Raw genomic sequence first — 24,732 nt, 5'->3', positions numbered from 1 at the left:
TTTAAAGCAGATTTTTCCTGCTTTTTTTGATATAATGAATCCGTTGAATATTTTTATAGGAGAAAAAGAAGATGATTTTAATTACAGGCGCGAATGGACAGCTGGGAACAGAGCTCCGCTATCTTTTGGATGAGCGCAATGAGGAGTATGTTGCTGTTGATGTGGCAGAAATGGATATTACCAATTCCCAAATGGTGGACAAGGTCTTTGCGGAAGTCAAGCCAAGCTTGGTCTATCACTGCGCAGCCTATACTGCAGTTGATGCAGCTGAAGATGAAGGTAAAGAGCTGGACTATGCCATCAACGTGACTGGTACCGAAAATGTGGCAAAAGCAGCAGAAGCACATGGGGCGACCATGGTCTACATCTCAACAGACTATGTCTTTGATGGACAAAAGCCTGTCGGAGAGGAATGGGAAGTAGACGATCGACCAGATCCACAGACCGAGTATGGCCGTACCAAGCGCATGGGTGAGGAGCTAGTTGAGAAATATTCCAGCCGTTTCTACATTATCCGTACTGCCTGGGTCTTTGGGAACTACGGTAAAAACTTTGTCTTTACCATGCAAAATCTTGCTAAGACGCACAAAACTCTGACTGTAGTCAATGACCAGCATGGCCGTCCGACTTGGACTCGTACGCTAGCTGAATTTATGACCTATCTGGCTGAAAATCAAAAGGAATTTGGTTATTACCATCTGTCTAATGATGCATCAGAGGACACAACTTGGTATGACTTTGCAGTGGAAATTCTCAAAGATACGGATGTGGAAGTCCAGCCAGTTGATTCTAGCAAGTTCCCAGCTAAGGCTAAGCGACCTTTCAACTCAACTATGAGTCTGGCCAAGGCCAAGGCTACAGGCTTTGTCATTCCAACTTGGCAGGATGCTTTGAAAGAGTTTTACAAGCAGGATAAAAAACACTGATATTTATCAAAAGGACCTTTGAGTCCTTTTTTGATGGCTATTTAATAGTGGCTTTTCACATTTCATGGAAAGTATAGTATAATAAGAACTAGAACGTAATTGGAGAAGATAGAATGTCCCAGAAATCAGAAATTTCACTACCGTCAGTTAAGAGCAATTATATATGGAATATGTTAGGGACTATTTCAGCTTCATTTATCTCCTTTTTTCTACTACTACTAGCTTCAAGATTATTAAGCTCGCAAGATTCTGATATATTTAGTATCGCATTTGCTTTAGGACAGCAGTTCTATGTGTTGGGATATTTTCAGATTAGAAATCTGCAGTCTACAGATGTAAAGGAAACGTATAGTTTCGCTTCATACCACAATACTAGGATTTTTACAGTCTTTTTGATGCTGCTTACTTCCCTATTTTATGTATGCTGGCAAGGCTATGACATCTACAAATCGGCTATTATTTCTCTGTTGGTTTTTTACCGAGCTATAGATGCTTATTCGGATGTCATCCAAGGCTTTTTCCAGCAAAAGAACAGGTCAGATCTAGCTGGAAAAATTCAGTTTCACAGAAGCTGGCTTTGTATGCTCGTTTTTGCAGTTGTTCTGCTACTCACAAAATCTTTACTTTTTGCTAGTTTGATTATTGGTTTAGTAAATCTCGTTTTAACATCGCTCTTAGATATCACTTACTATAGACGTCATTTTCGGAATGAATGTCTTACTCCCTTGCTATTTAAGGATAAAAGCAATGTCTTCTCTATTTTAAAAAACAGTTTTCCTTTGTTTTTAAATGGATTTTTACTTGCTTATATCTATAATGAGCCTAAAATTGTCATTGACCGCTTGTTAACAAGCGGAGTTCTGGTGTCAGGTATGCAAAGGGACTTTAACATTTTATTTATGCCTGTCTTTGTCCTATCCCTTTTATTCTTCGTCCTTAGACCGTTGACTACACAGCTTTCAATTTATTGGAATGAGAAGAAGGAACTACTTTTTTTCAAACAAGTTCGCCTACTGTTTTTGGTTATGCTTGTTTTGGGTTTTATTATTGTTGGCTTAGGTTATTTGATTGGTACAGAAGTGTTAGGTGCTGTTTATGGTATTCAGTTACAAGAATATAAGCTGCCCTTTACAATATTGTTAGTAGGTGGTATTTTAAATGTTTTAGCCTTAGTAGTTGATATCATTATGACCATCTTTAGAAAACAGCATTATCTGATGATAGCCTATTTACTGACATTTGCTGTTTCAAAATTTATTACTTTACCATTTATCCGCGACCAAAAATTGATGGGAGCTGCTAATTCCTTTTTAATTTCCATGTGTGTTTTTTGTGCAACAAGTCTGATTATCTATGGTATTGCTAAAAATCAGGAAAAAAGAAATAGGATTCTATGAATATCATATTTACATTAATGATGTGTTTGTAACGTAAGTTTTAACAGGTGTATTATGTAAATCAATACATTGATAATTTTAAAATTAAAGAGTTGCTTTATCAGTATAAGTATTTGCTAAAGTATGCAAAGTATATAGAGAACCGCGTATTTGAATTAACAGGCCTATTAGCCAATTTATTTGGGATAAAATTTTCAATAAAACTATTTCCTGTTTTATTGAAGTTTTATAAATAGAGTGGATTAGTTATGAAAGGAAAAATATGTCTAAACCAGCTATTTCAGTTATTATTCCAGTTTATAATGCACAAGACGGGATTAAACGCTGTGTAGATTCTCTTTTGAATCAATCATTTAAGAATTTTGAAATTATTCTTCTCAACGATGGTTCGAAAGATAACTCTTTAAATATTTTAAAAGAATATGAATTGAAGTATAGTTTTGTAAGAGTAATTGACAAACAAAATGAAGGAGTTGCAGTAACTAGAAATAAGGGGATTCTTCTAGCTGAGGGAGAATATACTATGTTCATGGATAATGATGATTTTGTTGATAGTGATTACATTGAAACTTTTTATCAGGCTATTCATGAGAAAAGGCTAGACTTAGTTATTGGTGGCTACAAACGTGTCAATCAGGATAACCAAATTATCTTTAGCCAGGATATACAGCAGTCAGAATGGTCCAAGTATATTATAATGGCTCCTTGGGCCAAAATTTACCGAACGGAGTTCTTGAAAACGAACAATCTAGAATTTTTTGACTATGGTATAGGAGAAGATATCATTTTTAACCTAGCTGCCTATAAGGCAACATACAAAATAGGTTTGTTAGATTATAAAGGATATAATTGGTATTACAATAGTCAGAGTATTTCTAACACTTCTCAGAGATGTTTCTCTCCTAAAATTGATATTTTAGTTCTTTTTTCAAAAATATTAGAGCTGGGTAAGCCATCTGAGCTAGAAGTATATTACTTGAAAAGATATTATGTTTGGTATTTGCTTTTTTCTGGGAGAACCTCATCCAATCAGGAGTTTATTCATCAGTATATTAGGATTAAGGAATGGTTAAAAGAGAATAAACTCATCAGTACGATCTCTCCCTTGTCTAAGAAGGTTCAGGGCGAAAGATTTCAGACTAAAATTTCTCTAATTGTTTTTTTGAGTTTAGAAAAGTTAAGGTTAGTTCCATTATTTGCTAAAATTTATTGTAAAGGGAAGAAGGATAATTGAAAGTTTTAATGATAATTCCTGCTTATAATGAGGAAGAAAGTATTTTAAATACGGTTATGAGCATTGTAGAATATCGGAAGAAAGTTGATTTTGACTTAGACTACGTAGTCATCAATGATGGCTCTGTTGACAGAACCAAGGAGATTTTGGACAACCATCATCTGAATGCTATTCATTTGGTTATGAATTTAGGGATTGGAGGAGCTGTTCAGACCGGCTATAAGTATGCTCTTGAGAATAATTATGATGTGGCCGTACAGTTTGATGGAGATGGTCAACATGATATTGAGTCGCTGGATGCTTTGCTGGAGCCTATTCGTCGTCAGCAGGCGGATTTGGTTGTTGGTTCTCGTTTTATCGGTGACAAGTCTTCAGAATTTCAGACGACTTTTATGCGGCGATTTGGCATTACTATTATCTCAGCCTTTATTAAATTAACAACTGGTAAAAGGATTCTGGATACCACATCAGGCTATCGTTTGGCCAATCGAGACATTATTCGACAATTCGCTGCGCGCTATCCTATCAAGTACCCTGAACCAGAATCAATCGTCCATATCTTGAAGCGGAAATATAAAGTGGTGGAAGCACCAGCCAATATGTTTGAACGTGCAGGAGGAGTCTCATCGATTACTCCGATTAAGTCCATTCGCTATATGATTGAAGTTTGCTCTTCAATCTTGATTGCTGCTTTTATGAAAGAGAGTGAATAATGTCCATTTTGTCTATTGTTATGCTAGTGGCTTCAGTTCTATTCCTGTATTTTGTCTTTCGGAATATCAATCAAAATAATATTTTGTTTGAGCAAGCCTTTATGTGGATTGTTATTGGCTTCGTGCTGATTATTATCTCTGTTTTTGATCGGATTCCAGTTTCTATTGCCAAATTGTTGGGCTTTGAGCTGACATCAAACTTTGTGATGTCCTTGGCCATTTTTTTCTTGCTGGTTATTGTTTTTTTACATACTATTTCCATTTCCAAGCAAAAGGAACAAATCAAGCAGTTGGTGCAAGAACTGTCCATTATGAAGCAAAAAATATCTAAGTTAGAGAGTGAAAAAGATGAAAAATAACCATACTTGGGTGATTTGTGCCTATGGCGAAAGTGAATTCTTAGAAGCTTGCATCCTGTCTCTGCAAGATCAAACCTTGTCATCAAAGATTATCTGTTATAGTTCAACACCGCTGGATTCAATCAAGCAGCTTTGCCAGAAGTATCAAATTCCTTTTTATACGAAAGAAGGCGGCGGTATCGGTAAGGACTGGAATAATGCACTCTCTTTTGCTGAGACTTCTTATGCTACCATTGCCCACCAAGACGACTATTATGAACCTACTTATCTAGAAGCAGTGATGCAAAAAATAGAGCAGTCTAAAGACATTCTCATTGCTTATACAGACTATTTTGAAGAGAAAAATGGAGTCAAGATTCCAGCTAATACTAATTTGAAAATCAAGACTCTCATGCTTAAAACCTTGAACCTAATGCCATCCAGTCGTTTTTGGAGAAATCGGGTTCTAGCTTTTGGCAATCCCATTTCCTGTCCGGCTGTGACTTACAATTTAGAGGCATTAAGGGATTTTCGATTTGATGAGGAAATGCGCGTGAGTCTGGATTGGTATGCTTGGTACAAGATTAGTGATTATAAGGGGCGATTTGCTTATATTTCTGAGAAACTCATGTGCCACCGGATTCATGGAGAGTCGGAAACAACCAAGACTATTTCAGATAATACTAGGACCAAAGAAGATTTGTTCATGTATCAGCTTTTCTGGCCTAAGTGGGTGGCTAATCTGATAAACAAAGCATATATGAAGAGTCAAGATGCCAACTCAAATTAATAGAGTTATTTACAAGGAAGGTATATGAAAGATTTAATATCTGTTGTTGTAACATGTTACAACCATCAAAACTACATTGAACAGTGTTTGCGCAGTATTTTTGGGCAGACCTATCAAAATATTGAGTTACTGGTATTGGATGATGGTTCCACTGATAAGTCCGCCCAGATTATCCAAGAAACTTTGGTAGATTCCCCTTTTCCGACGCGGTTTGAAAGCCATGAAAATATGGGGGTCGTCAAGACAAGAAATAAGGCTTTGCAGCAAATTCAAGGAACTTATTTTATTTTTGTGGATAGTGATGATTTCCTAGATGTTGACTACGTTGAGAGCTTCTATACAACCATGCTGCAAGAGGAAGCAGATATTGTCTATGGGGATTTGTATGACCCTGATAAAAAAGAAGTTTACCTTAAATCACGTCCCTATGACAAGGTGGCTTTCTTAACAGAAAATTTCATTTCCAACTGTTCCCTCATTCGTCGCTCAATTGCTGATGGTATTTATTATGATGAAGCGCTGAATCGTGAAAAATTGGAAGACTATGATTTTCTTTTAAACTTAATTATCAATCAAGGTGCGAAACCTGTTTATAATGCAAATACAAAGCTGAATTATCGGGTCTTTGACAAGGAATCTATCTCTAAACGAGATTCTACTCGTTACCATTACGAAATCTATCTGAAAATCCTGCATAAGTATGTAAAACAGTTGCCTGATGAGATTTATCAAGCTTTGTCAGCAAATATTTATACTTTAGATGGTAGACTGGATGATTTGATTCAGCATATGAATCAGGTATCTGACTATGTCCAAGATTTGAGAGAGAATTGGGAGTACGATAGTAAACTGATTTATCAATACCAAGATAATATTGAAGAATTACGTAACTCACTCTCATATCGCGTTGGGAATGCTATCGTCACTCCAATTAAGCAGGTAGGGCAGATTGTCAAAAATCCGCGGAATATCCGAACTGTCCTATCTCAAATGAAGCGTCAGTGCATTGCCATAAAAAGAAACATTAAATCGCCAAAAACCTATTGTTATCGAGTTTTACGGAATTCTCAGCGAAAGCAATTTCAACAAGTGACTGGCAATAAGTACCTAATCTACGTCATTTTTGAAGCAGAAGAGAATCTTCAGCGCTACAAGATCCTGTTTTTAGAGAAATTAGCAGCTTTAGTAGATGAAACATTGATTGTAGTAAATGGAGGATTGAAATCAGAGGATTTATCTACTTTGGAACAGTATGACCAAGTTCTGGTAAGGGATAATACAGGTTACGATGCTGCGGCATTTAGGGAAGGTATTTTAACCATTGGTAAGGAAAAGTTGCAAACTTCTTCCCAGCTTCTGTTAGTCAATGATACGAATATTGGTCCAATGAGAGATTTGAATGAAGTCTTCCAAACAATGGAAGATAGAAATCTCGATTTCTGGGGGATTTCCTTTGGTGAAGTGCAGGAAGATGCTACGAATTTCAATCAATATGGCTATATTCCAGAACATCTGCAGTCTTATTTTCTTGTCATTGAGCCTTTATTGCTTCGGTCAGAGGAATTTTTCGACTATTGGAATAACCTAACCGATACGGATTCACGCGATAAGGCTATTGGGAAACACGAAACAACTTTTACTAAGTATTTTGCAGATTTAGGTTATCGATATGATGCTTTGGTGTCTGAAAACAAAGACAGTGCTATGTATATTCATCCTTTGAGAATGCTTAGGGCTGGTAGTCCGTTGGTTAAATACACCTCATTACAAAATTATAATGCGCAACAATTTCGTTGGCAGGGACTGGAAAGACGAACAGAAATACCTGATTTGCTCAATTATGTACAAATGGAAACAGATTATCCAGTTGAAATATTAGAAAATATTGTACAAAAATTCAAATCAATCTCCAGAGAACAATATATCTTGATTATAGATGGGGTTGAAAACATCATTCCTCAATGTACACGTTACCGAGTGCTGAACAAAGCAGAACAGTTGCGAAAAAACGGCTTCATGGTCAAAGTAGTAAATGTATCAGAATTTGAGATTTCTCAGGCTCGAAATGCAAGTCATATTATCATCTATCGGGCTCCATGGTCTTATCAACTTCAATTCTTGTGCGATACAGCTAAAAGAGATAAAAAACCAGTTTATTTTGACATTGATGATTTGGTTTTTGATACAGTTTATACAGATCAGCTAAGCTATACTCAAGGCTTATCAGAAAAGGACAAGGGCAACTATGATGCTGGTGTCAAAAATTATGGCAAGATGTTAGCTGCCTGTGATGGAGCGATTACTTCGACTTTCCAATTGAAGGAAGAGCTGCTCAAATATAAAGATAAGGTATTGCTGAACAGAAATCGAGCTTCCAGTGACTTGATTGAAATCAGTTCTCACTTTATCAAAGATTATAGTCAGCAGGATTCAAAAGTCAAGATTGCCTATTTTTCAGGCTCAATCAGTCACAATGAAAATTTTGAATTGATAAAGCCATCCATCCAATCCTTGCTTGAAACTTACAAGAATGTGGAACTCCATATCGTCGGCCATTTAGATATTCCAGAGGATATGAAGTCTTACCAAAAGCAGATTGTTGTCCATGACTATGTTGACTGGAAGGATTTACCTCAGCTGATCAGTCAGGTGGATATCAATCTAGCTCCACTGGTTGATTCGGTCTTTAACCGAGCTAAGTCTGAAATCAAATGGATGGAGGCTGCCTTAGTAAAAGTTCCTACAGTTGCTAGTCACATTGGAGCCTTCTCTGATATGGTAAAAGATGGGGAGACTGGACTTTTGGCTAAAGACGGGGAGTGGAAAGAAAAGTTAGAGAGTTTGATTCTTTCGTCTGACCTACGTCAGGAATTAGCGGAAAATGCCTATGATTTTGTTCTTGAAAACTGCAGTTTAGATAGTAAAGATGAAATGGTGAATGATTTTGAAAAGAAGTAAGACGATAAAAATAGAAAATATCTTTTTGGTCTTGGCGACGGTCTTTGTTATGACATTTATGGTGGTTCAACCGATCAACCGTGTTCCAGATGAGATGAATCACGCCCGCATGACTTGGGAGATTTTCCATAAACCGACAGAGAAAACCTACAAGTGGATGGAAAATATCTCTTCGGAACCGCATATTTCTCCAACAGAGTATAAGAAGCTTTTTACGGAAAAATTGGATTTATCTCAGGAAGAGTCTACTTTGGGGATTAATTTAAAAACTCTTTCCTTTTTACCGCAGCTAATTGGCATGACCTTGGGATCGTTTATCTATCCATCAGTGGGAGTTATTATCATGATGGGGCGATTCTTTAATGGCCTAGCCTATATTTTGGGTGTTTACTTCCTGATTAAGTATTTTAAGTACGGCAAGAAGGCTCTCTTTTTCATTTCACTTCTGCCGATTATGGTTCAGCAGGCAGCTTCTCTCTCCTATGATGTAATGAACTATTTGGAGATTATGCTAGTTATTGGTTTTTTCACTAATATTGCTTCCAGCAAGAAATTTACCAATAAGAATTTCATCCAGCTTTTGATTATATCTGTTGGACTCTTTGCAACCAAACTGAACAATGTCTTATTGCTAGGCTTGTTGCCTTTCATTGATTTTGAAATTGAAGGATTCTTAGCTGTTTTGAACAAGCCTTTTCTGGCGATCAAGGCATTTATTGGTCGTCATCGCTATGTTTTTTACAGTTTGGCTTTTGTTGCTGTTTTCTTAGCCTTGCATTTGCTTTTTCGTCATCAAGGAGGGATTTTCCACTACAGTAGGGTTCTGCTCAACACTTTGTTTAAACAGCGCATGAACGGTGACCTCAATACCATATTGACCATTGGTCTCTTTGGATTTTTGGGTATTTTCACCATTCAGTTGCCCCTGTGGCTAATCTTTCTTGATGTAGCGGTACTGACTATCATTTTCTTGCAGTCTAAGAAGGATTTTATGACGAAGTCCTATGCAACTGTCTCTGCATATCTTTTCCTTTTGCAGGTCATTGCTGTTGTCACTATCATGTACCTAGAGTGGACTCCAATTGTTTTAGGAAAAGGTGCTCAGATATCCGTTGGAACTCAGGGCCGCTATTTCACGCCTTTCCTAATTCTATTCTTACCCCTTCTTGCAAATATAGGCAAGCTGGAGATTCAGGAGCGGACAGTTAAAAACTTGCTTATAGGCACTTTGTCAGCTAACTTTTTAATTTCAATCTATTTAATGATTCCATTCTATTGGAATTGGTAAGGATAAGCTATGAAGAAAAACATTTTATTCATTTCGCCGACTGGAACATTGGATAATGGGGCAGAGATTTCTATTTTCCATCTGATGAAGTATTTGGTTCAAGATGGCTATCACGTTATCAATGCGATACCAGATTATCATGTCCAAGTCCAGCAAGACTATATTTCTACTCTTGCAAAAGAAGGAATTAGAACCATTGCTCTGCCATCGGTTAAATGGTGGTGGGAGGATGCACCAGGTGGTCTTCCTGGAACTCATGAAGAGAGGGTAAATTCTTACCAAGAAAATATTGCTGCGCTGAGAAAGTTAATGGCAGATAGCCATATTGACTTGGTCATTACAAATACAGTTAATATGTTTCAAGGAGCAGTAGCAGCAGCTTGTGAGGATATTCCGCATTTCTGGCTGATTCATGAATTTCCTGAGGGAGAATTTGGTTATTATAAAGAGAAAATTGGTGTTATAGACTCTTTAGCAGATGAGATATTCACTGTTACAGGAAACCTTCAAAAATCGCTATCTTTTATCTTGCCTCAGCGTGAAATTAAATCGTTTATTTCACATAATGAAGTCGTATCAATAAAACTAAAACAAGGAAGTAAGAAAAGGTTTGTTTCTGTTGGTCGAGTAAATGATAATAAAAATCAGATTGAACTGATTCAAGCTTATCAAAATTTAGAAAATGCTTCGGATTATGAGCTTGTATTTATTGGTGGTTGGGATGAAACTTATAAAAAGAAATGTGATGATTATATCCAAAAGAACCGATTAACAAATATTTTCTTTTTGGGGCACAAGGATAATCCTTGGGAAGAGTTAACATCAGAAGATATCTGTGTTTTTACTTCCAAAATTGAAACTTTTGGTTTAGTATACATAGAGGCTATTTTAAATGGGATTCCAACGATTATATCAGATAATCAAGGATATATGACAGCCTACAATTTATTTGAAGTCGGTACTATTTACCAATTAGGAAATATTGAACAGTTGACGAGTATTTTGCAAGATTCTATAAAAAATTTCTCACAGCAAAAAGACTTTGTTGTAAAACAAAGGGAGAGGATTCAAAATGTTTATCGAATAGAAAACAACTATGCTGAGTTGTTAAGTGCAATAACAGAGGATAATGTGAGAAATAAGAAATTATTGTATTATTTTAATAGTCTATTTGAATTCAAAAAAGTATCTGAAAGAAAAATTACCCACCTATTTAAAAAAATTATAAGAAGAATTATAAAATAGTGAATATTATTAAGAGACAGTAAATGGTAAAAGAAATGACATTTACTGTTTCTTTCTTTGCAACACAAATCACCAAGAAAATGATATAATAGACTAGATTGTAAATCTTTGAATAGAGGAAAAGCATGAGACATGTCTTCATCATCGGGAGTCGAGGACTTCCTGCTAAATATGGAGGATTTGAAACCTTTGTTGAAAAATTAGTAGAAAATAAGGTTTCTTCCAAAATCCAGTATCATGTAGCTTGTTTGTCGGATGATGAAGCTTTTCATCATTTTGATTACAAGGGAGTGGATTGCTTCACCATTAAGGCTCCTAAATTAGGGCCGGCTCGGGTGATCGCCTATGATATGATGTCCATCAATTATTCTTTAAAGCTAGTGCAAGAGCAGCAGATTGAGCGTCCAATTTTTTATATTTTGGGCAATACGATTGGAGCCTTTGTGGCGCCTTTTGCACATAAAATTCATAAAGCGGGCGGGACTTTCTTTATCAATCCGGATGGTCTGGAATGGAAGCGGGCTAAGTGGCCTAAGCCAGTTCAAGCTTATCTTAAATATTCTGAGAAGGTTATGACCAAGCATGCTGATCTGGTCATTGCGGACAACCAAGGCATTGAGAGTTATATAAAAGAATCCTATCCTTGGTCTAAGACAGCTTTCATTGCTTATGGGACAGATCTCCAGCTATCGTCTCTTGACTCTCAGGATGCTCGCGTGCATGATTTTTTTGAGAAATGGCAGAGCAGAGAAAAGGAATATTATTTGATTGTTGGACGTTTTGTGCCAGAAAATAACTACGAGACCATCATTCGGGAATTTATGAAATCCAAAACCCAACGTGACTTGCTGATTATCTGCAATCATGAAGGGAATTCTTATTTTGAAGAGTTAAAGCAGAAAACGGGTTTTGACAAGGACTCTCGGATTAAGTTTGTCGGGACTGTTTATGATCAGGAACTGCTCAAATATATCCGCAATCAAGCCTTTGCCTACTTGCATGGCCACGAAGTCGGTGGAACTAATCCTGGACTCTTGGAAGCTCTGGCTCAGACTGATGCCAATTTGGTTTTGGATGTGGATTTCAATCATCAAGTAGCTCAAGAGACAGCTTTGTATTGGCAAAAAGAAGAGGGGCAGTTGGCCCAGCTGATTGACAAAGTGGATGGCCAACTTGATTTTTCTGAGCTAGGTCAGGCAGCCAAAGAAAATATGAAAGAAAACTACACCTGGGAAAAAATTGTAGGTGAATACGAGGAGCTATTTTTATCATGAAAGTGACTATTCTTCTGTCGACCTATAATGGTGAGCAGTTTCTGACAGAGCAGATTGAAAGTATTCAAGCCCAAACCTATAGGGACTGGCAGCTTTTGATTCGAGATGACGGATCTAGTGATGAGACGCGAGCGATTATTGAGGATTTTTGCCAACAGGACGACCGGATCTTCTTTATCAATCCGGAAGAAGCTCAAAATTTGGGTGTCATTAAGAGTTTTTATAGCCTGCTTAAGTATCAGGATTCGGATGTTTACTTTTTTAGTGATCAGGATGATGTCTGGTTGCCGGATAAGTTGGCGATTCAGTTGGCGGCAGCAGAAAACTATGATGCTTCCGTACCTTTGTTGGTTTATATGGATTTAAAAGTGGTGGATCAGGAGCTAAATGTTGTTCACGAAAGTATGATTCGGACGCAGTCTGACCATGCCAATACAGAATTGATTCAAGAATTGACGGAAAATACGGTGACAGGTGGCGTTTCGATGATTAACCGCGCTCTGGCTGATTTGTGGACAGGGCAGGAGGAGCATGAACTGCTCATGCACGATTGGTATCTGGGCTTGTTGGCTTCGGCTTTTGGGCAACTCGTTTATCTGGATCAGCCAGGTGAGCTCTATCGCCAGCATTCGAATAATGTATTGGGAGCCCGAACCTTACGCAAGCGGATGAAGAACTGGATTCATCCTAGCCGTCTATTTGCTAAATATTGGAAATTGATAAAAGACAGTCAGACTCAGGTCCGCAACCTTCTCAGCCAGCCTCTGACAACTGAAAATAGAGAAATTATTGAAAATTTTGTGACAATCATGGAAGCCCCTTTTGCAGAGCGACTGCGACGGATTCGAAAGTATGGTTACAGAAAAAATCGTGCCTTTCATACTTTGGTTTTCACGACGCTCATTCTCACAAAATTTGCTTATAAGGAGTAATATGCATGCTAGATTATTTTAGCCAAAAAAACTGGATTCTCTTGAGAGAGTTGGTTAAAACAGATTTCAAATTGCGTTATCAAGGCAGTTTCATTGGGCATTTGTGGTCGATTTTAAAACCCTTAATGCTTTTTACCATTATGTATCTTGTTTTCGTTCGTTTCCTGCGTTTTGATGATGGAACGCCTCATTATGCAGTATCGCTTCTTCTAGGGATGGTGACGTGGAACTTTTTCTCGGAAGCGACCAATATGGGCATGATGTCCATTGTTGCACGAGGAGACTTACTACGAAAACTGAATTTTTCTAAATCAATTATCGTTTTTTCAGCTATCACTGGTGCAGCAATCAACTATGCTATAAATTTAATGGTCGTTTTTGCTTTTGCACTGATTAATGGCGTGTCAATCACGCTAGGATGGCTAGTTATTATCCCGCTGTTTCTGGAATTAGTTTTGATTTCAGCTGGCTTTGCTTTTATGTTGGCAACTCTTTTTGTTAAATATCGTGATATTGGACCCATTTGGGAAGTGGTTTTGCAGGCAGGCCTGTATGCGACACCGATTATTTATTCACTGACTTTTATTCTGAAGGGTGGGCATGTTTTGGTCGCTAAGCTGATGATGCTTAATCCAATGGCTCAGATTATTCAAGATCTTCGTCATTTTATCGTTTTCTCAGGCAGTACTCGGGGCTGGGATTTGATGGATCATTACTGGATTGCTCTGATTCCTTATTTATTGCCAGTAGTGATATTTGGGCTTGGATATTATATCTTTAATAAAAATGCTAAGAGATTTGCGGAGATTTTATAATGTCAAATAATATTGCAGTAAAAGTTGACCATGTCAGTAAGTTTTTTAAACTGCCAACAGAGTCAACACAAAGTTTAAGGACAAGCCTAGTCAACCGTTTTCGAGGCATCAAGGGTTACAAAGAGCAGAACGTTCTTAAGGATATTTCCTTTGAAGTGGAAAAGGGAGATTTTTATGGAATTGTTGGGCGAAACGGTTCTGGCAAGTCCACTCTTCTGAAAATTATTTCAGAGATTTATATTCCCGAAAAGGGAACAGTGACCATTGATGGCAAGTTGGTTTCCTTTATCGAGCTGGGTGTTGGATTCAATCCAGAGCTGACTGGCCGCGAGAATGTCTATATGAATGGTGCCATGCTAGGCTTCTCAACTGAAGAAGTAGATGCCATGTATGACGACATCGTTGAATTTGCTGAGCTGGGTGAGTTTATGAATCAAAAACTCAAAAATTATTCTAGTGGGATGCAGGTTCGTCTGGCTTTCTCTGTGGCAATCAAGGCTCAAGGTGACATTCTGATTTTGGATGAGGTTCTGGCTGTTGGGGATGAAGCCTTTCAGCGCAAGTGTAATGATTATTTTATGGAACGGAAGCATTCGGGAAAGACAACTATTTTAGTAACTCACGATATGAATGCTGTTAAAAAGTATTGTAATAAAGCTGTTTTGATTGAGAACGGCTTAGTCAAAGTTGTCGGAAATCCTGATGATGTAGCTAACCAATACAGTTTAGACAATGCAAGTGACACCAAAGCCATGAACGAAGATTATGTCGCTGAAACGGAATCTGTCGCAGTCTCTGATTTAAAGGTTCGTCTACTAAGCTCTCCTCAGATAGCACCGACTGAAGAAATTGAATTTGAGATTAGCTATCAAGTCAATCAAGATATGCCAACCTACATAGCCTTTTCACTGACTGATATTGACCGCACGATTTGGTTATATAATGATAATTCAATGGATAATTTGACAGAAGGAACAGGCAAGAAGACATTTAAATACAAATGCCATCTTTCCCAAATTAATCATGCAAAATTGAAATTGCAGGTTTCTGTACGTGATGAAGAGAATCAGATTTTAGCCTTTGCAGATTCTAAGAATACTCCAGTCCTTATCATCAGCCGACGGGATCTTAAAGATGACGATACCTCTGCAAAAGACTCAGCAACGGGCTTGATTCAGCGTAATGGGGTCTGGGAAATCTCTCAATAAAATGATAAGGTGTTTTCATGGAACGAATATTACTCTATGTTCATTTTAATAAATATAAGCGCGTGAGTAATCATGTCTTCTACCAATTAGAACAGCTCAAGCCCCTGTTTTCCAAAATCCTTTTTATTTCAAATAGTCATATTGAAGAAGCAACTAAGAAAAAGTTACAAGACGAATTTGGGATAAGCGATGTGTTGGAAAGAGACAATCAAGGCTATGATTTTGCAGCTTGGCGGGATGGAATGAGCGCCGTAGGTTTTGAAGTGCTCAAAAACTATGACTCTCTGACTCTGATGAATGATACTTGCTTTGGCCCGCTCTGGGATTTGGAGCCTATTTATAAGCGTTTTGAGGCGGATACTCAGGTTGATTTTTGGGGTATGACCAACTTTCGAAAAACAAAGTATTTTGAAGAACATTTGCAGAGCTATTTTGTTACCTTTAAGCAGCAGATATTGAGGGCAATTTCTTTTCAAGAATTTTGGACAAAAGTAAAAGATTTTACTGATGTTCAAGATGTGATTGACCACTACGAGACGAAATTTACCCAATATTTTACAGGGGCAGGCTTTACCTATCAAGCTTTATTTGATACTCGTCTAGAAGAAGTAGCGGATTTAATTCATCCAGACTTTACTTATTATAAGCCTTTTACTATTCTTGAGAAAAAGGTTCCCTTTTTGAAAGTGAAAACTATCAGTGGCAATCCTTTTTCTGCGAGGTATCTGCTGGAAGAAATCAAAGAGAGAACTTCTTATCCGGTTTCTTTAATTTCTGAGCATATATTTGATTATATTGGTCCAGATGTACCCTGCCTGTTGCAGGATAAGCAGCTTTCGAAAGATGATAAGAATGACTCGCCAGAAAAGCCGGTAGCGCTTCATATTCATGTGACAGACTTTCAAATCTTTGACCAATTTAAAGAAAAATGGGAATTCCTTCCTCTACAATACCAATTTGTGGTGACGACAGCTGACCAAGAAATCTTTGATCAGCTTTTGGAAACTGTATCAGACCGTTATCAAGTTCTTTTAGGCAAAGAAGAAAATTCTATGCAGGCGATGCTTGAACAGAGCGACTTATTACAGAAATTTGCTTTCGTTGGGCATATTTCTACTGTAAATTTAGTAGATAGAATACTTCAGTTTGATAATGCGATGCGTATAGAACTGATGGAGATGATGTTTGAAAATGCCAATGCTAGTATTAAAGCATTGGAACGAGATGATAAGCTTGGTCTCGTTATACCAGATCTTCCAAGTTTAGTCAGATATGGTTTGTTTGAGCAAAAAACATATCGGAAAGAAATGGCTGCAATTTGGCAGGAGCTCCTTTGCCAGAAAACTTTTGATTTTGAACAATATCCTGTTTTTTCTAGGGTGTATGGTGGCTTTCTTTGGTTTAAGCCTTCTGCTCTGATTAGACTTTTTCAAAACGACTACCAGTTATCAGCTCAAACTGAACCTCAAGTTTTAGAAAGTTTGTTAGTTTATTTGGCTTGGGAACAGGACTATGATTTTAAAATCATGTCTGGAACCCCATTGACTTCTGTATTAGATTTACAAAGAGAAACAGAGCGATTAAACCAACAGAAAGGAAAACTGGCTCACAAGAGCCTAGCAAAAAAAGTTAGAAAGTATTTATCGAACCTTTTAAAAAGTTAGATAATGGTTTCTGTAGAAAGAATAATGAAATTTTTAGTCAATTATTATAAGCAGATTTCCTATTTGCTTATTAGTTTTTTAGTTTTGGATACCATAGCTGTTGCGACGTTATTCTTATTTCAAGTAAATAAGAGGTTAGACAATTATGTCAGCCTCGGTTTGGTTTTTCTCATTTTAATAGCGGTTTTATTTGGTGTAGGTCAGATTGTTGCCAAACTGCTAAATCGAAAATTATTAGTTTGGTCTTTTCTCATTTATGGAATCTACGCCCTGTTTTCTTATTTGCTGACGGTGACGCAGCATGTGAATGATTTTGATTTTAAAGCAGAGAATCTTTTCAGTAATCACTTTGTAGAAGTTAACGGTTTACCTTACTTATTGCTGATATTTTTATTTGCTTATCTCATAAACCGCTTTTCTTCTCTGCAAAAATATCATTCCCAAAGCTTTCTAACTGTTGATGAATTTAATATTGGTTTTCTAGAGATACTTTTCTTGTCCCAATCTTTTCTTCTCTTATCGCTAACAGATAGTAAGATGACCGCTATTTTTCAGCAACAGAGTTTGTTGATGAATTATCTTTCAGATAGCGGCTTTGCAATTTCTCAGGATTCGATTTTTAAGTTAATTGGTTTTATTATTTTACTCTTTTTCTTATTTTCGATTCCTAGCTTTTTAGCGGTAAAGGGTTTGATAGATATTTCGAGAAATAAAGGAAGCCTTTCAGTCGCAGTCTTAAGTAGCGCAGCTTTTTCTGTTATCTTTAACTACACTATCCAAAATAGTATTCGAGCGGATGTTTCTGTGTTAGAACTTCATTTATTTACTGGGGCAAGTCTCTTTCAGATAGCAGTCTTTTTTGCACTATTTATTTTTATCTATCTTGCTTTTAATCAAATTTTTCTACCTACAATTATCATATTGGTGATAGGTGTTAGTTCAACAATTGCCAGCAGCTTGAAATTTCAATATCGACAAGAGCCAATTTTGCCAAGTGATATCAGCTGGCTAAAAGATCCTAAGCTTTTATTTGATTTTCTTGGTGGTAACTATGGAATCTACGCGATTGCTAGTGTGGTAGCTATTGGTCTTTTCTATTGGTTTTTCCGTAGGAAAATTTTACCTGGAAAAATAATCACCATGGTAAAAATTCAACTTATTTCACTGATTTTTCCTATTATTTTTTTCTTAGGTGTTTTACAGATATTCTCTTCGAAAGAGAATGGTAAAGTTGCTGACAATATTCCAGTTGTGTCCATTTTGAATAATTATCATGATTTGACTTGGTTTGGTAATACAGTTAATTCGCAAATGCGGTCGGTTTCTTTTGTTTGGTTTACTCAATTATCTGATAAGCCTATGATTCAGCCAGCGGGATATTCTAAAGAAAAAATTCAAGAATTAGAAAAGAAATATGGGGCACTAGCTGATTCTATCAATCAGGAACGTAAGCAGAAAATAGAAGAACAGACGGTCATTTATGTTCTTAGTGAGAGCTTTTCTGATCCAGCACGGATTTCTGGTGTATCTATGTCACAAAATCCGATTCCAAATATTCAGGAAATCATGTCTAAGACTACCAGTGGGTTGATGCAATCAGATGGCTATGGTGGTGGAACTGCAAATATGGAGTTCCAAACGCTGACTGGTTTACCGTTTTATAATCTATCACCCTCTGTCTCTGTCATTTATACAGAAGTTGTACCAAAGATGAACAAGCTTCCGGCAATCAGTGATTCCTATTCTTCTCAAAATCGTACAGTGATTCATTTAGCTTCACCAAGTAATTATTCCAGAAATATCATTTACAAAGATCTGGGATACGATACCTTTATTCATTATGGAACTCAAGGATTACAGGGAGATCATATTGGTGGAAACTATAGTGATAAAACAACCTATACTCAAGTCTTAGACCGTCTAAAAACAGACCAAAGTCAATTTTTCTCAGTTATGACGATGCAAAACCACATGCCTTGGACGGAAGTTAATCCGATTTACATGTCTGCTAGTTACTCAGGTTTCACGGAGGCAGGAAATAAATCCTTATCCAGCTATGTAAGGATGCTCTACCACACAGACAATGCGACCAAGGAGTTTCTAGATAAGCTTTCTAAAATTGATAAAAAGATAACAGTAGTTTTTTATGGTGATCACTTGCCAGGTCTATATCCTCAATCAGCTTTTAAGGATCATCCCGAAAATCAATATTTGACCGATTACTTTATCTGGAGCAATTATGAGACACCTAAGTTGAACTATCCTTTGGTTAATTCTAGTGATTTTTCAGCCCTACTACTTGAGCAGACCAATTCGAAAGTATCTCCTTACTACGCTTTATTGACTGAGGTTCTCCATAAAGCCAGTGTGGACAAGAAAGCACTGGATTCATCAGCTCAGGAAATTGCAGATGATTTGAAATTGATCGAGTATGATATGGTTGGTGGAAAAGGATATCTTTCGAAGGATTTCTTTGCTGTACCAGCAAAATAAAAAATAGAATAGGTTTACCAATTCTATTTTTTATTATTTTATGCTAAACTAGTAGTAAGGGGGTGAAGATATGATAAAGATTTTTGGGAAAGTCCGCTATCATTGGCAACCAGAAATGTCGGTGTTGGTGATTTATTGGTCTTTGTCAGTCATTCCGATTTTTATAGGACTGGCCTTGATGTACGAAAGTTCCAGCGTTCCGACTCTTGTCCTCTTTTCATTCTTTTTGTTCATGGTCTTACTGGCTATCGGTGTGCATAGATATTTCACGATTTATGATGACGGTATTTTGCGCATTATTACGGCAAATCCTTTCACGCCAATCAAGATTGACATTTCAACGATTGAGAAGCTAGAAGTAACAAAAACGTCTATCACCCTTCATTTTACAGGGAAGAGTCGTAGCAGGACCTTCTGTATGCGGAAGTGGCCAAAAAAATATTTTGTCAACGCCCTAGCTTTAAATGAGCATTTTAAAGGCGAAGTGGAATTAGTAGACAATCTGACTCTTCTAGATTATTTCGAGGTCTACTATGGTGACCAATCTAAGAAAAATTAGTCTTTTAGCAGAGCTCGGGTTGGACAGTTTTTAATAGCCTCGAGAATCTCAGGCTGACTATCAACCTCTTTTTCTAAGAGATGGTCGTCTTGATAAAATTTGACAATGCCATTATCGTGATAATCAAAGAGATCTGAGTAGGTCTGGCAGAGTCCGCAAGCAATGCAACGTTCGGGAATGAGTGTAACTTTCATACTCATATTGTAATAAGATTTTTAGAAAAACTCAAGGAGGAAGTCATGGAAAAAGAACCATGGGAAGCAGATGTATATGATAATGGAGCAGAGAAATTGAATCGCAGAAAGAAAAGTCAGGCGAGTCGAGTTGATCGCTGGCTGACCATATTAGCGGCTATTTTTCTGGTGATGGTCATTGCTATGGCACTCTTTTTCGCCTATCTATCTACTGGTGGAAGTAATAAAAAGACTGTTATGGATGGATTTTATGGCACTTCTAATGCAGCTGCATCTTCAAGTAGCAGCGCGGAACAACCAGCTCCATCAGAACAACCAAGTGAATCAGAAGAAAAGCCAACTCAGTCTTCAGAAGGTACTTTGACTGTTCAGCCTGGTGAAGGAGAGGCTGCGATTGCAGCGCGTGCAGGTATCTCTATTGCAAAATTGGAGCAATTAAATCCGTCGCACATGTCTACTGGTTCTTGGTATGCCAACCCAGGTGATATTGTTAAGATTCAGTAGGAGCGGGTTATGAAACAGATTCAGATTGCGATTGATGGACCTGCGTCAAGTGGAAAATCCACTGTTGCAAAGATTATTGCCAAAGATTTTAATTATACCTATTTGGATACGGGTGCCATGTACCGTGCAGCCACTTACCTAGCTTTACAAAATCATTTGACTGAAAATGATGTAGATGAGATCGTAGCTTTGCTCGAGACTTATTCGATTAGTTTTGGTCGTTCGGAGAATGGTGAGCAGCTAGTGTTTGTAGGGGATGTCGATGTTACTCATCCGATTCGAGAAAATGAAGTAACCAATAATGCGTCGTGGGTATCAGCTATCCCGGAAGTGCGTGAAAAATTGGTTCATTTGCAGCAGTTGATTGCTGCACAGGGCGGCATCGTCATGGATGGCCGTGATATTGGAACGGTCGTCTTGCCAGATGCAGAGTTGAAGATTTTTCTAGTGGCTTCAGTTGAGGAAAGAGCAGAACGCCGCTACAAAGAAAATCTTGAAAAAGGGATTCCAGCTGATTTGGAAACTCTAAAAAAAGAAATAGCGGAGCGGGACTACAAGGACAGTCATCGTGAAGTATCACCTTTGAAACCAGCGGCTGACTCCATTCATTTTGATACGACTGGCATTGGAATTGCAGAAGTTGTCAAATTTATTGAAGAAAAAGCGAAAAAAATTATTGACAAATAAAAAGAAACTTGGTATGATAGTAGAGTTGAGAAAAGCAGAAGTGAGAACTTCTCGCCTTGCGACTAACGTTGTCTGGCTCTACAGGATTCAGTTTCAGTAATGAAATACTATCATGTAGTGCGGGTTTGCGTTAGCAGGTCCGCACTTGTTTTTCTCGAAAAATAAAAAAAGAGGTGAAAACCATAGCAAAACAAGACTTATTCATCAATGATGAAATTCGTGTGCGTGAAGTTCGGTTGATCGGTCTTGACGGCGAACAATTAGGTATTAAACCGCTTAGCGAAGCGCAATCTCTTGCGGATGAAGCAAATGTCGATTTGGTCCTGATTCAGCCACAAGCTAAACCACCTGTTGCTAAAATTATGGACTATGGTAAGTTCAAGTTTGAGTATCAGAAAAAGCAGAAAGAACAACGTAAAAAACAAAGCGTTGTCACTGTGAAAGAAGTACGTCTCAGTCCTACCATTGATAAGGGGGATTTTGATACAAAACTTCGTAACGCACGCAAGTTCCTTGAAAAAGGAAACAAAGTTAAGGTATCCATTCGCTTTAAAGGACGGATGATTACCCATAAAGAAATTGGAGCTAAGGTCTTGGCAGACTTTGCTGAAGCAACTCAAGATGTTGCAATCATTGAGCAAAAGCCTAAGATGGATGGACGTCAAATGTTCATGCAAATGGCACCGATTAGTGACAAAAAATAAACTGTCAAAAAGTTAGAAAAAGGAGATTTTATCATGCCAAAACAAAAAACACACCGCGCATCAGCTAAACGTTTCAAACGTACAGGTTCTGGTGGCTTGAAGCGTTTCCGTGCTTACACTTCTCACCGTTTCCACGGAAAAACTAAGAAACAACGTCGTCATCTTCGTAAAGCATCTATGGTGCATGCAGGAGATTTCAAACGTATCAAAGCAATGCTTACAGGTCTTAAATAAGAGATTTTGTAACAATTATCTAGGAAATATTGGAGGAAATAAAACATGGCACGTGTTAAAGGTGGCGTTGTATCACGCAAACGTCGTAAACGTATTTTAAAATTAGCTAAAGGTTACTATGGAGCAAAACACATCTTGTTCCGTACTGCAAAAGAGCAAGTAATGAACTCTTACTACTATGCATACCGTGACCGTCGTCAGAAAAAACGTGACTTCCGTAAATTGTGGATCACTCGTATCAATGCGGCAGCTCGTTTGAACGGACTTTCATACTCACAATTGATGCATGGTTTGAAATTGGCTGAGATCGAAGTGAACCGTAAAATGCTTGCTGACTTGGCTGTTAACGATGCAGCAGCTTTCACAGCTCTTGCAGATGCAGCTAAGGCTAAACTTGCTAAATAAGAATACAAAAAGTTGAAACATTGTTTCAACTTTTTTCTTGTCAGGATGACAATCTCCAAGTGTTTTAGTATAATATAGTGAGAATGGATGGAGGACTGAATGATGATGTTAAATCGGTTAGCTTGGGATGAATATTTTGCAGCACAGGCTCTTTTGATTGCCAATCGTTCGACCTGTAAGCGCGCCAAGGTCGGAGCGGTCTTAGTCAAGGACAATAAGGTTATATCGACCGGCTACAATGGCTCTGTTTCAGGAACAGAGCACTGTATTGATCATGAGTGTTTGCTCATCGATGGTCATTGCGTGCGAACCTTGCATGCAGAGGTCAATGCTATCTTGCAGGGAGCTGAGAGAGGCGTTCCCAAGGGATTTACGGCTTATGTGACTCATTTTCCCTGTTTAAACTGTACCAAGCAACTTCTTCAGGTCGGCTGCAAGCGGGTGGTTTACATCAACCAATATCGGATAGATGACTATGCTCAGTATCTTTACAGGGAGAAAGAAGTGGAACTGGTGCATTTGCCACTGGAAGATGTGAAAGAAGCCATTGCTCAGACAGAGTTGGTATAGTTTGCTTGAAATATTTAGCACTAATAATCCGCTTAGATCGAATAAATCTAAATGATAAAGTTATAGTTTTGAACTATAACTTTTCTTTTGAAAATGATTCAGCATAATTCTAAAAATCATGATATAATGGAGGGGTTATATAGTCCCGATAAGATGGTAGGAAACTTCTATCAGTACTTTGTAACTCGCAAACAATGACGGCTCCAAAGTCACTCGTCATTCAACGGTTGCAGCTATGCAGCGGTCACCCTATGCGCCTTACTAGCTTCAGAAATAAAGGCATCGTTTTTATTTCTTTTGCTTCGTAACTCGTGGGCGAGATGATTTTAAATTATTTTGGAGTTTGTTTACTTGTTTAATATTTTTTAAGGGGGGACATTTCTATGTCAGAACGTAAACTTTTTACGTCTGAATCTGTATCGGAGGGACATCCCGATAAGATTGCAGACCAAATTTCCGATGCTATTTTGGATGCTATTTTGGCTCAGGATCCAGAGGCTCATGTTGCAGCTGAAACCGCTGTTTATACAGGCTCCGTCCATGTTTTTGGAGAAATTTCGACTACAGCCTATGTAGATATCAATCGGGTGGTTCGTGATACCATTGCAGAGATTGGCTACACCAATACAGAGTATGGCTTTTCTGCAGAGACAGTAGGCGTCCATCCATCTTTGGTGGAGCAGTCGCCAGATATTGCTCAAGGGGTCAATGAAGCATTTGAGGTTCGAGGAAATGCTCAAAAAGATCCGTTGGATTTGATTGGAGCTGGTGACCAAGGCCTTATGTTTGGTTTTGCGGTGGATGAAACACCAGAGCTCATGCCATTGCCTATTTCTCTCAGTCACAAACTGGTGCGTCGTTTGGCAGAACTGCGCAAATCAGGTGAATTGTCTTATCTGCGACCAGATGCCAAGTCTCAGGTTACGGTAGAATACGATGAAAATGATCGCCCAATTCGTGTAGATACGGTAGTTATTTCTACTCAGCATGATCCTGAAGTCAGCAATGAACAGATTCATCAGGATGTTATCCAAAAGGTCATTGCTCAAGTGATTCCAAGCGAATATTTGGATGGTCAGACCAAGGTCTTTATCAATCCTACTGGTCGTTTTGTTATCGGTGGTCCTCAAGGAGACTCTGGCTTGACAGGACGTAAGATTATTGTGGATACCTATGGTGGTTATTCTCGCCATGGAGGTGGCGCCTTCTCTGGTAAGGATGCAACCAAGGTCGATCGTTCTGCGTCTTATGCGGCTCGTTATATCGCTAAAAATATCGTAGCTGCTGGTTTGGCTAAAAAAGTAGAAGTGCAGTTGGCCTATGCTATTGGGGTAGCTCAGCCCGTTTCAGTCCGCATTGATACTTTTGGAACCGGCGTAGTTTCTGAAAGCAGACTTCAGAATGCTGTCCGCCAACTCTTTGATTTGCGTCCAGCAGGTATTATCCAAATGTTGGATTTGAAACGCCCAATTTATCGCCAAACAGCTGCTTATGGTCATATGGGTCGAACAGACATCGATCTTCCTTGGGAACGCACAGACAAGGCAGCTGCGCTCCAAGCGGCTTTGCAATAAAATAGTAGTCCTCGGTTTAAACTGAG

General features: G+C 38.1%; 24 protein-coding genes and 1 other annotated feature. Of the genes, 23 read left to right on the top strand and 1 reads right to left on the bottom strand.

The genetic code is table 11. The annotated features are described in order from the left end of the window. The first annotated feature begins 71 nt into the window (after nt 1-71). From rfbD to HBA50_RS06340, 16 genes are all read left to right on the top strand, one after another. Nucleotides 72-926: a dTDP-4-dehydrorhamnose reductase gene (rfbD, locus tag HBA50_RS06420; RefSeq protein ID WP_045499453.1), complete on the top strand. Its 855-nt coding sequence runs from the start codon at nt 72-74 to the stop codon at nt 924-926. Between the two features lie 113 nt (nt 927-1,039). Next, nucleotides 1,040-2,323 (top strand): lipopolysaccharide biosynthesis protein, encoded by a 1,284-nt coding sequence (locus HBA50_RS06415; protein ID WP_045499455.1) that lies wholly within the window; start codon nt 1,040-1,042, stop codon nt 2,321-2,323. A 262-nt stretch (nt 2,324-2,585) separates the two neighbouring features. Then, nucleotides 2,586-3,557: a glycosyltransferase family 2 protein gene (locus tag HBA50_RS06405; protein ID WP_045499457.1), complete on the top strand. Its 972-nt coding sequence runs from the start codon at nt 2,586-2,588 to the stop codon at nt 3,555-3,557. Then, on the top strand, nt 3,554-4,270 hold the full coding sequence (locus tag HBA50_RS06400; RefSeq protein WP_045499460.1) for a glycosyltransferase family 2 protein: 717 nt from the start codon (nt 3,554-3,556) through the stop codon (nt 4,268-4,270). The genes HBA50_RS06405 and HBA50_RS06400 overlap by 4 nt, the downstream gene beginning before the upstream one ends. After that, on the top strand, nt 4,270-4,629 hold the full coding sequence (locus HBA50_RS06395; protein ID WP_045499462.1) for a DUF2304 domain-containing protein: 360 nt from the start codon (nt 4,270-4,272) through the stop codon (nt 4,627-4,629). Before HBA50_RS06400 ends, HBA50_RS06395 begins: the two co-directional genes overlap by 1 nt. Continuing rightward, nucleotides 4,619-5,398 carry a glycosyltransferase family 2 protein gene (locus tag HBA50_RS06390; protein WP_045499465.1) on the top strand — a complete coding sequence of 260 codons (780 nt, stop codon included), beginning with the start codon at nt 4,619-4,621 and terminating at the stop codon, nt 5,396-5,398. Before HBA50_RS06395 ends, HBA50_RS06390 begins: the two co-directional genes overlap by 11 nt. A 24-nt stretch (nt 5,399-5,422) precedes the next feature. Continuing rightward, nucleotides 5,423-8,356: a rhamnan synthesis F family protein gene (locus HBA50_RS06385; protein WP_045499468.1), complete on the top strand. Its 2,934-nt coding sequence runs from the start codon at nt 5,423-5,425 to the stop codon at nt 8,354-8,356. Continuing rightward, entirely contained in the window at nt 8,343-9,644 is a 1,302-nt protein-coding gene (locus HBA50_RS06380) for a DUF2142 domain-containing protein (RefSeq protein ID WP_045499796.1), read from the top strand. The genes HBA50_RS06385 and HBA50_RS06380 overlap by 14 nt, the downstream gene beginning before the upstream one ends. Before the next feature lie 9 nt (nt 9,645-9,653). Beyond that, the gene (locus tag HBA50_RS06375; protein WP_045499470.1) at nt 9,654-10,889 is read left to right on the top strand and encodes a glycosyltransferase family 4 protein; all 1,236 of its coding nucleotides are present in this window, start codon (nt 9,654-9,656) and stop codon (nt 10,887-10,889) included. A 125-nt stretch (nt 10,890-11,014) separates the two neighbouring features. Continuing rightward, nucleotides 11,015-12,163 (top strand): beta 1-4 rhamnosyltransferase Cps2T, encoded by a 1,149-nt coding sequence (cps2T, locus tag HBA50_RS06370; RefSeq protein ID WP_045499473.1) that lies wholly within the window; start codon nt 11,015-11,017, stop codon nt 12,161-12,163. Further along, nucleotides 12,160-13,095, top strand: a complete 936-nt coding sequence (locus HBA50_RS06365) for a glycosyltransferase family 2 protein (protein ID WP_045499476.1) — start codon at nt 12,160-12,162, stop codon at nt 13,093-13,095. The genes cps2T and HBA50_RS06365 overlap by 4 nt, the downstream gene beginning before the upstream one ends. A 5-nt stretch (nt 13,096-13,100) precedes the next feature. Further along, nucleotides 13,101-13,910, top strand: coding sequence for an ABC transporter permease (locus tag HBA50_RS06360; RefSeq protein WP_045499479.1), 810 nt, complete (start codon nt 13,101-13,103; stop codon nt 13,908-13,910). Continuing rightward, on the top strand, nt 13,910-15,118 hold the full coding sequence (locus tag HBA50_RS06355) for an ABC transporter ATP-binding protein (protein WP_045499482.1): 1,209 nt from the start codon (nt 13,910-13,912) through the stop codon (nt 15,116-15,118). The genes HBA50_RS06360 and HBA50_RS06355 overlap by 1 nt, the downstream gene beginning before the upstream one ends. A gap of 17 nt (nt 15,119-15,135) precedes the next feature. Continuing rightward, nucleotides 15,136-16,782, top strand: a complete 1,647-nt coding sequence (locus HBA50_RS06350; protein WP_045499485.1) for a rhamnan synthesis F family protein — start codon at nt 15,136-15,138, stop codon at nt 16,780-16,782. Nucleotides 16,783-16,806: 24 nt separating this feature from the next. After that, on the top strand, nt 16,807-19,275 hold the full coding sequence (locus HBA50_RS06345) for an LTA synthase family protein (protein WP_045499488.1): 2,469 nt from the start codon (nt 16,807-16,809) through the stop codon (nt 19,273-19,275). Nucleotides 19,276-19,345: 70 nt separating this feature from the next. Continuing rightward, on the top strand, nt 19,346-19,834 hold the full coding sequence (locus HBA50_RS06340; protein WP_045499491.1) for an EbsA family protein: 489 nt from the start codon (nt 19,346-19,348) through the stop codon (nt 19,832-19,834). Here the strand turns inward: HBA50_RS06340 and HBA50_RS06335 are convergent. Continuing rightward, nucleotides 19,831-20,028, bottom strand: coding sequence for a ferredoxin (locus HBA50_RS06335; protein ID WP_279539025.1), 198 nt, complete (start codon nt 20,026-20,028; stop codon nt 19,831-19,833). The genes HBA50_RS06340 and HBA50_RS06335 overlap by 4 nt on opposite strands. Before the next feature lie 45 nt (nt 20,029-20,073). Here HBA50_RS06335 and HBA50_RS06330 point away from each other — a divergent pair, with 45 nt between their 5' ends. The 7 genes from HBA50_RS06330 to metK all read left to right on the top strand — a co-directional run bounded on the left by HBA50_RS06330 (nt 20,074) and on the right by metK (nt 24,706). Next, the gene (locus HBA50_RS06330) at nt 20,074-20,532 is read left to right on the top strand and encodes an SAG1386/EF1546 family surface-associated protein (protein WP_045499497.1); all 459 of its coding nucleotides are present in this window, start codon (nt 20,074-20,076) and stop codon (nt 20,530-20,532) included. A gap of 9 nt (nt 20,533-20,541) precedes the next feature. Further along, the gene (cmk, locus tag HBA50_RS06325; protein ID WP_045499500.1) at nt 20,542-21,219 is read left to right on the top strand and encodes a (d)CMP kinase; all 678 of its coding nucleotides are present in this window, start codon (nt 20,542-20,544) and stop codon (nt 21,217-21,219) included. Between the two features lie 26 nt (nt 21,220-21,245). After that, nucleotides 21,246-21,376: a sequence feature (ribosomal protein L20 leader region), on the top strand. Between the two features lie 16 nt (nt 21,377-21,392). Further along, nucleotides 21,393-21,923 carry a translation initiation factor IF-3 gene (gene infC, locus HBA50_RS06320; RefSeq protein WP_015604487.1) on the top strand — a complete coding sequence of 177 codons (531 nt, stop codon included), beginning with the start codon at nt 21,393-21,395 and terminating at the stop codon, nt 21,921-21,923. A 33-nt stretch (nt 21,924-21,956) separates the two neighbouring features. Next, on the top strand, nt 21,957-22,157 hold the full coding sequence (gene rpmI / locus HBA50_RS06315) for a 50S ribosomal protein L35 (RefSeq protein WP_005590589.1): 201 nt from the start codon (nt 21,957-21,959) through the stop codon (nt 22,155-22,157). 45 nt (nt 22,158-22,202) lie between these two features. Beyond that, complete coding sequence (gene rplT, locus HBA50_RS06310; protein WP_005590588.1) at nt 22,203-22,562, top strand: 50S ribosomal protein L20; 360 nt, start codon at nt 22,203-22,205, stop codon at nt 22,560-22,562. A gap of 102 nt (nt 22,563-22,664) precedes the next feature. After that, nucleotides 22,665-23,132, top strand: a complete 468-nt coding sequence (locus HBA50_RS06305; RefSeq protein WP_045499799.1) for a deoxycytidylate deaminase — start codon at nt 22,665-22,667, stop codon at nt 23,130-23,132. A gap of 383 nt (nt 23,133-23,515) precedes the next feature. Continuing rightward, nucleotides 23,516-24,706 (top strand): methionine adenosyltransferase, encoded by a 1,191-nt coding sequence (gene metK / locus HBA50_RS06300; protein WP_045499503.1) that lies wholly within the window; start codon nt 23,516-23,518, stop codon nt 24,704-24,706. Nucleotides 24,707-24,732 lie beyond the last annotated feature (26 nt).

The sequence above is a fragment of the Streptococcus cristatus ATCC 51100 genome (assembly GCF_011612585.1).
Lineage (GTDB): Bacteria > Bacillota > Bacilli > Lactobacillales > Streptococcaceae > Streptococcus > Streptococcus cristatus_H.
The sequence above is the reverse complement of the archived record's forward strand: the minus strand, read 5'-3'. Positions and strand labels throughout refer to the sequence as shown.

Bases quoted from the DNA above. Each gene is read 5' to 3' on its own strand.
- rfbD (WP_045499453.1), top strand. From the start codon at position 72: ATGATTTTAATTACAGGCGCGAATGGACAGCTGGGAACAGAGCTCCGC.
- HBA50_RS06415 (WP_045499455.1), top strand. From the start codon at position 1,040: ATGTCCCAGAAATCAGAAATTTCACTACCGTCAGTTAAGAGCAATTAT.
- HBA50_RS06405 (WP_045499457.1), top strand. From the start codon at position 2,586: ATGTCTAAACCAGCTATTTCAGTTATTATTCCAGTTTATAATGCACAA.
- HBA50_RS06395 (WP_045499462.1), top strand. From the start codon at position 4,270: ATGTCCATTTTGTCTATTGTTATGCTAGTGGCTTCAGTTCTATTCCTG.
- HBA50_RS06390 (WP_045499465.1), top strand. From the start codon at position 4,619: ATGAAAAATAACCATACTTGGGTGATTTGTGCCTATGGCGAAAGTGAA.
- HBA50_RS06385 (WP_045499468.1), top strand. From the start codon at position 5,423: ATGAAAGATTTAATATCTGTTGTTGTAACATGTTACAACCATCAAAAC.
- HBA50_RS06375 (WP_045499470.1), top strand. From the start codon at position 9,654: ATGAAGAAAAACATTTTATTCATTTCGCCGACTGGAACATTGGATAAT.
- cps2T (WP_045499473.1), top strand. From the start codon at position 11,015: ATGAGACATGTCTTCATCATCGGGAGTCGAGGACTTCCTGCTAAATAT.
- HBA50_RS06365 (WP_045499476.1), top strand. From the start codon at position 12,160: ATGAAAGTGACTATTCTTCTGTCGACCTATAATGGTGAGCAGTTTCTG.
- HBA50_RS06360 (WP_045499479.1), top strand. From the start codon at position 13,101: ATGCTAGATTATTTTAGCCAAAAAAACTGGATTCTCTTGAGAGAGTTG.
- HBA50_RS06355 (WP_045499482.1), top strand. From the start codon at position 13,910: ATGTCAAATAATATTGCAGTAAAAGTTGACCATGTCAGTAAGTTTTTT.
- HBA50_RS06350 (WP_045499485.1), top strand. From the start codon at position 15,136: ATGGAACGAATATTACTCTATGTTCATTTTAATAAATATAAGCGCGTG.
- HBA50_RS06345 (WP_045499488.1), top strand. From the start codon at position 16,807: ATGAAATTTTTAGTCAATTATTATAAGCAGATTTCCTATTTGCTTATT.
- HBA50_RS06340 (WP_045499491.1), top strand. From the start codon at position 19,346: ATGATAAAGATTTTTGGGAAAGTCCGCTATCATTGGCAACCAGAAATG.
- HBA50_RS06335 (WP_279539025.1), bottom strand. From the start codon at position 20,028: ATGAAAGTTACACTCATTCCCGAACGTTGCATTGCTTGCGGACTCTGC.
- HBA50_RS06330 (WP_045499497.1), top strand. From the start codon at position 20,074: ATGGAAAAAGAACCATGGGAAGCAGATGTATATGATAATGGAGCAGAG.
- cmk (WP_045499500.1), top strand. From the start codon at position 20,542: ATGAAACAGATTCAGATTGCGATTGATGGACCTGCGTCAAGTGGAAAA.
- rpmI (WP_005590589.1), top strand. From the start codon at position 21,957: ATGCCAAAACAAAAAACACACCGCGCATCAGCTAAACGTTTCAAACGT.
- rplT (WP_005590588.1), top strand. From the start codon at position 22,203: ATGGCACGTGTTAAAGGTGGCGTTGTATCACGCAAACGTCGTAAACGT.
- HBA50_RS06305 (WP_045499799.1), top strand. From the start codon at position 22,665: ATGATGTTAAATCGGTTAGCTTGGGATGAATATTTTGCAGCACAGGCT.
- metK (WP_045499503.1), top strand. From the start codon at position 23,516: ATGTCAGAACGTAAACTTTTTACGTCTGAATCTGTATCGGAGGGACAT.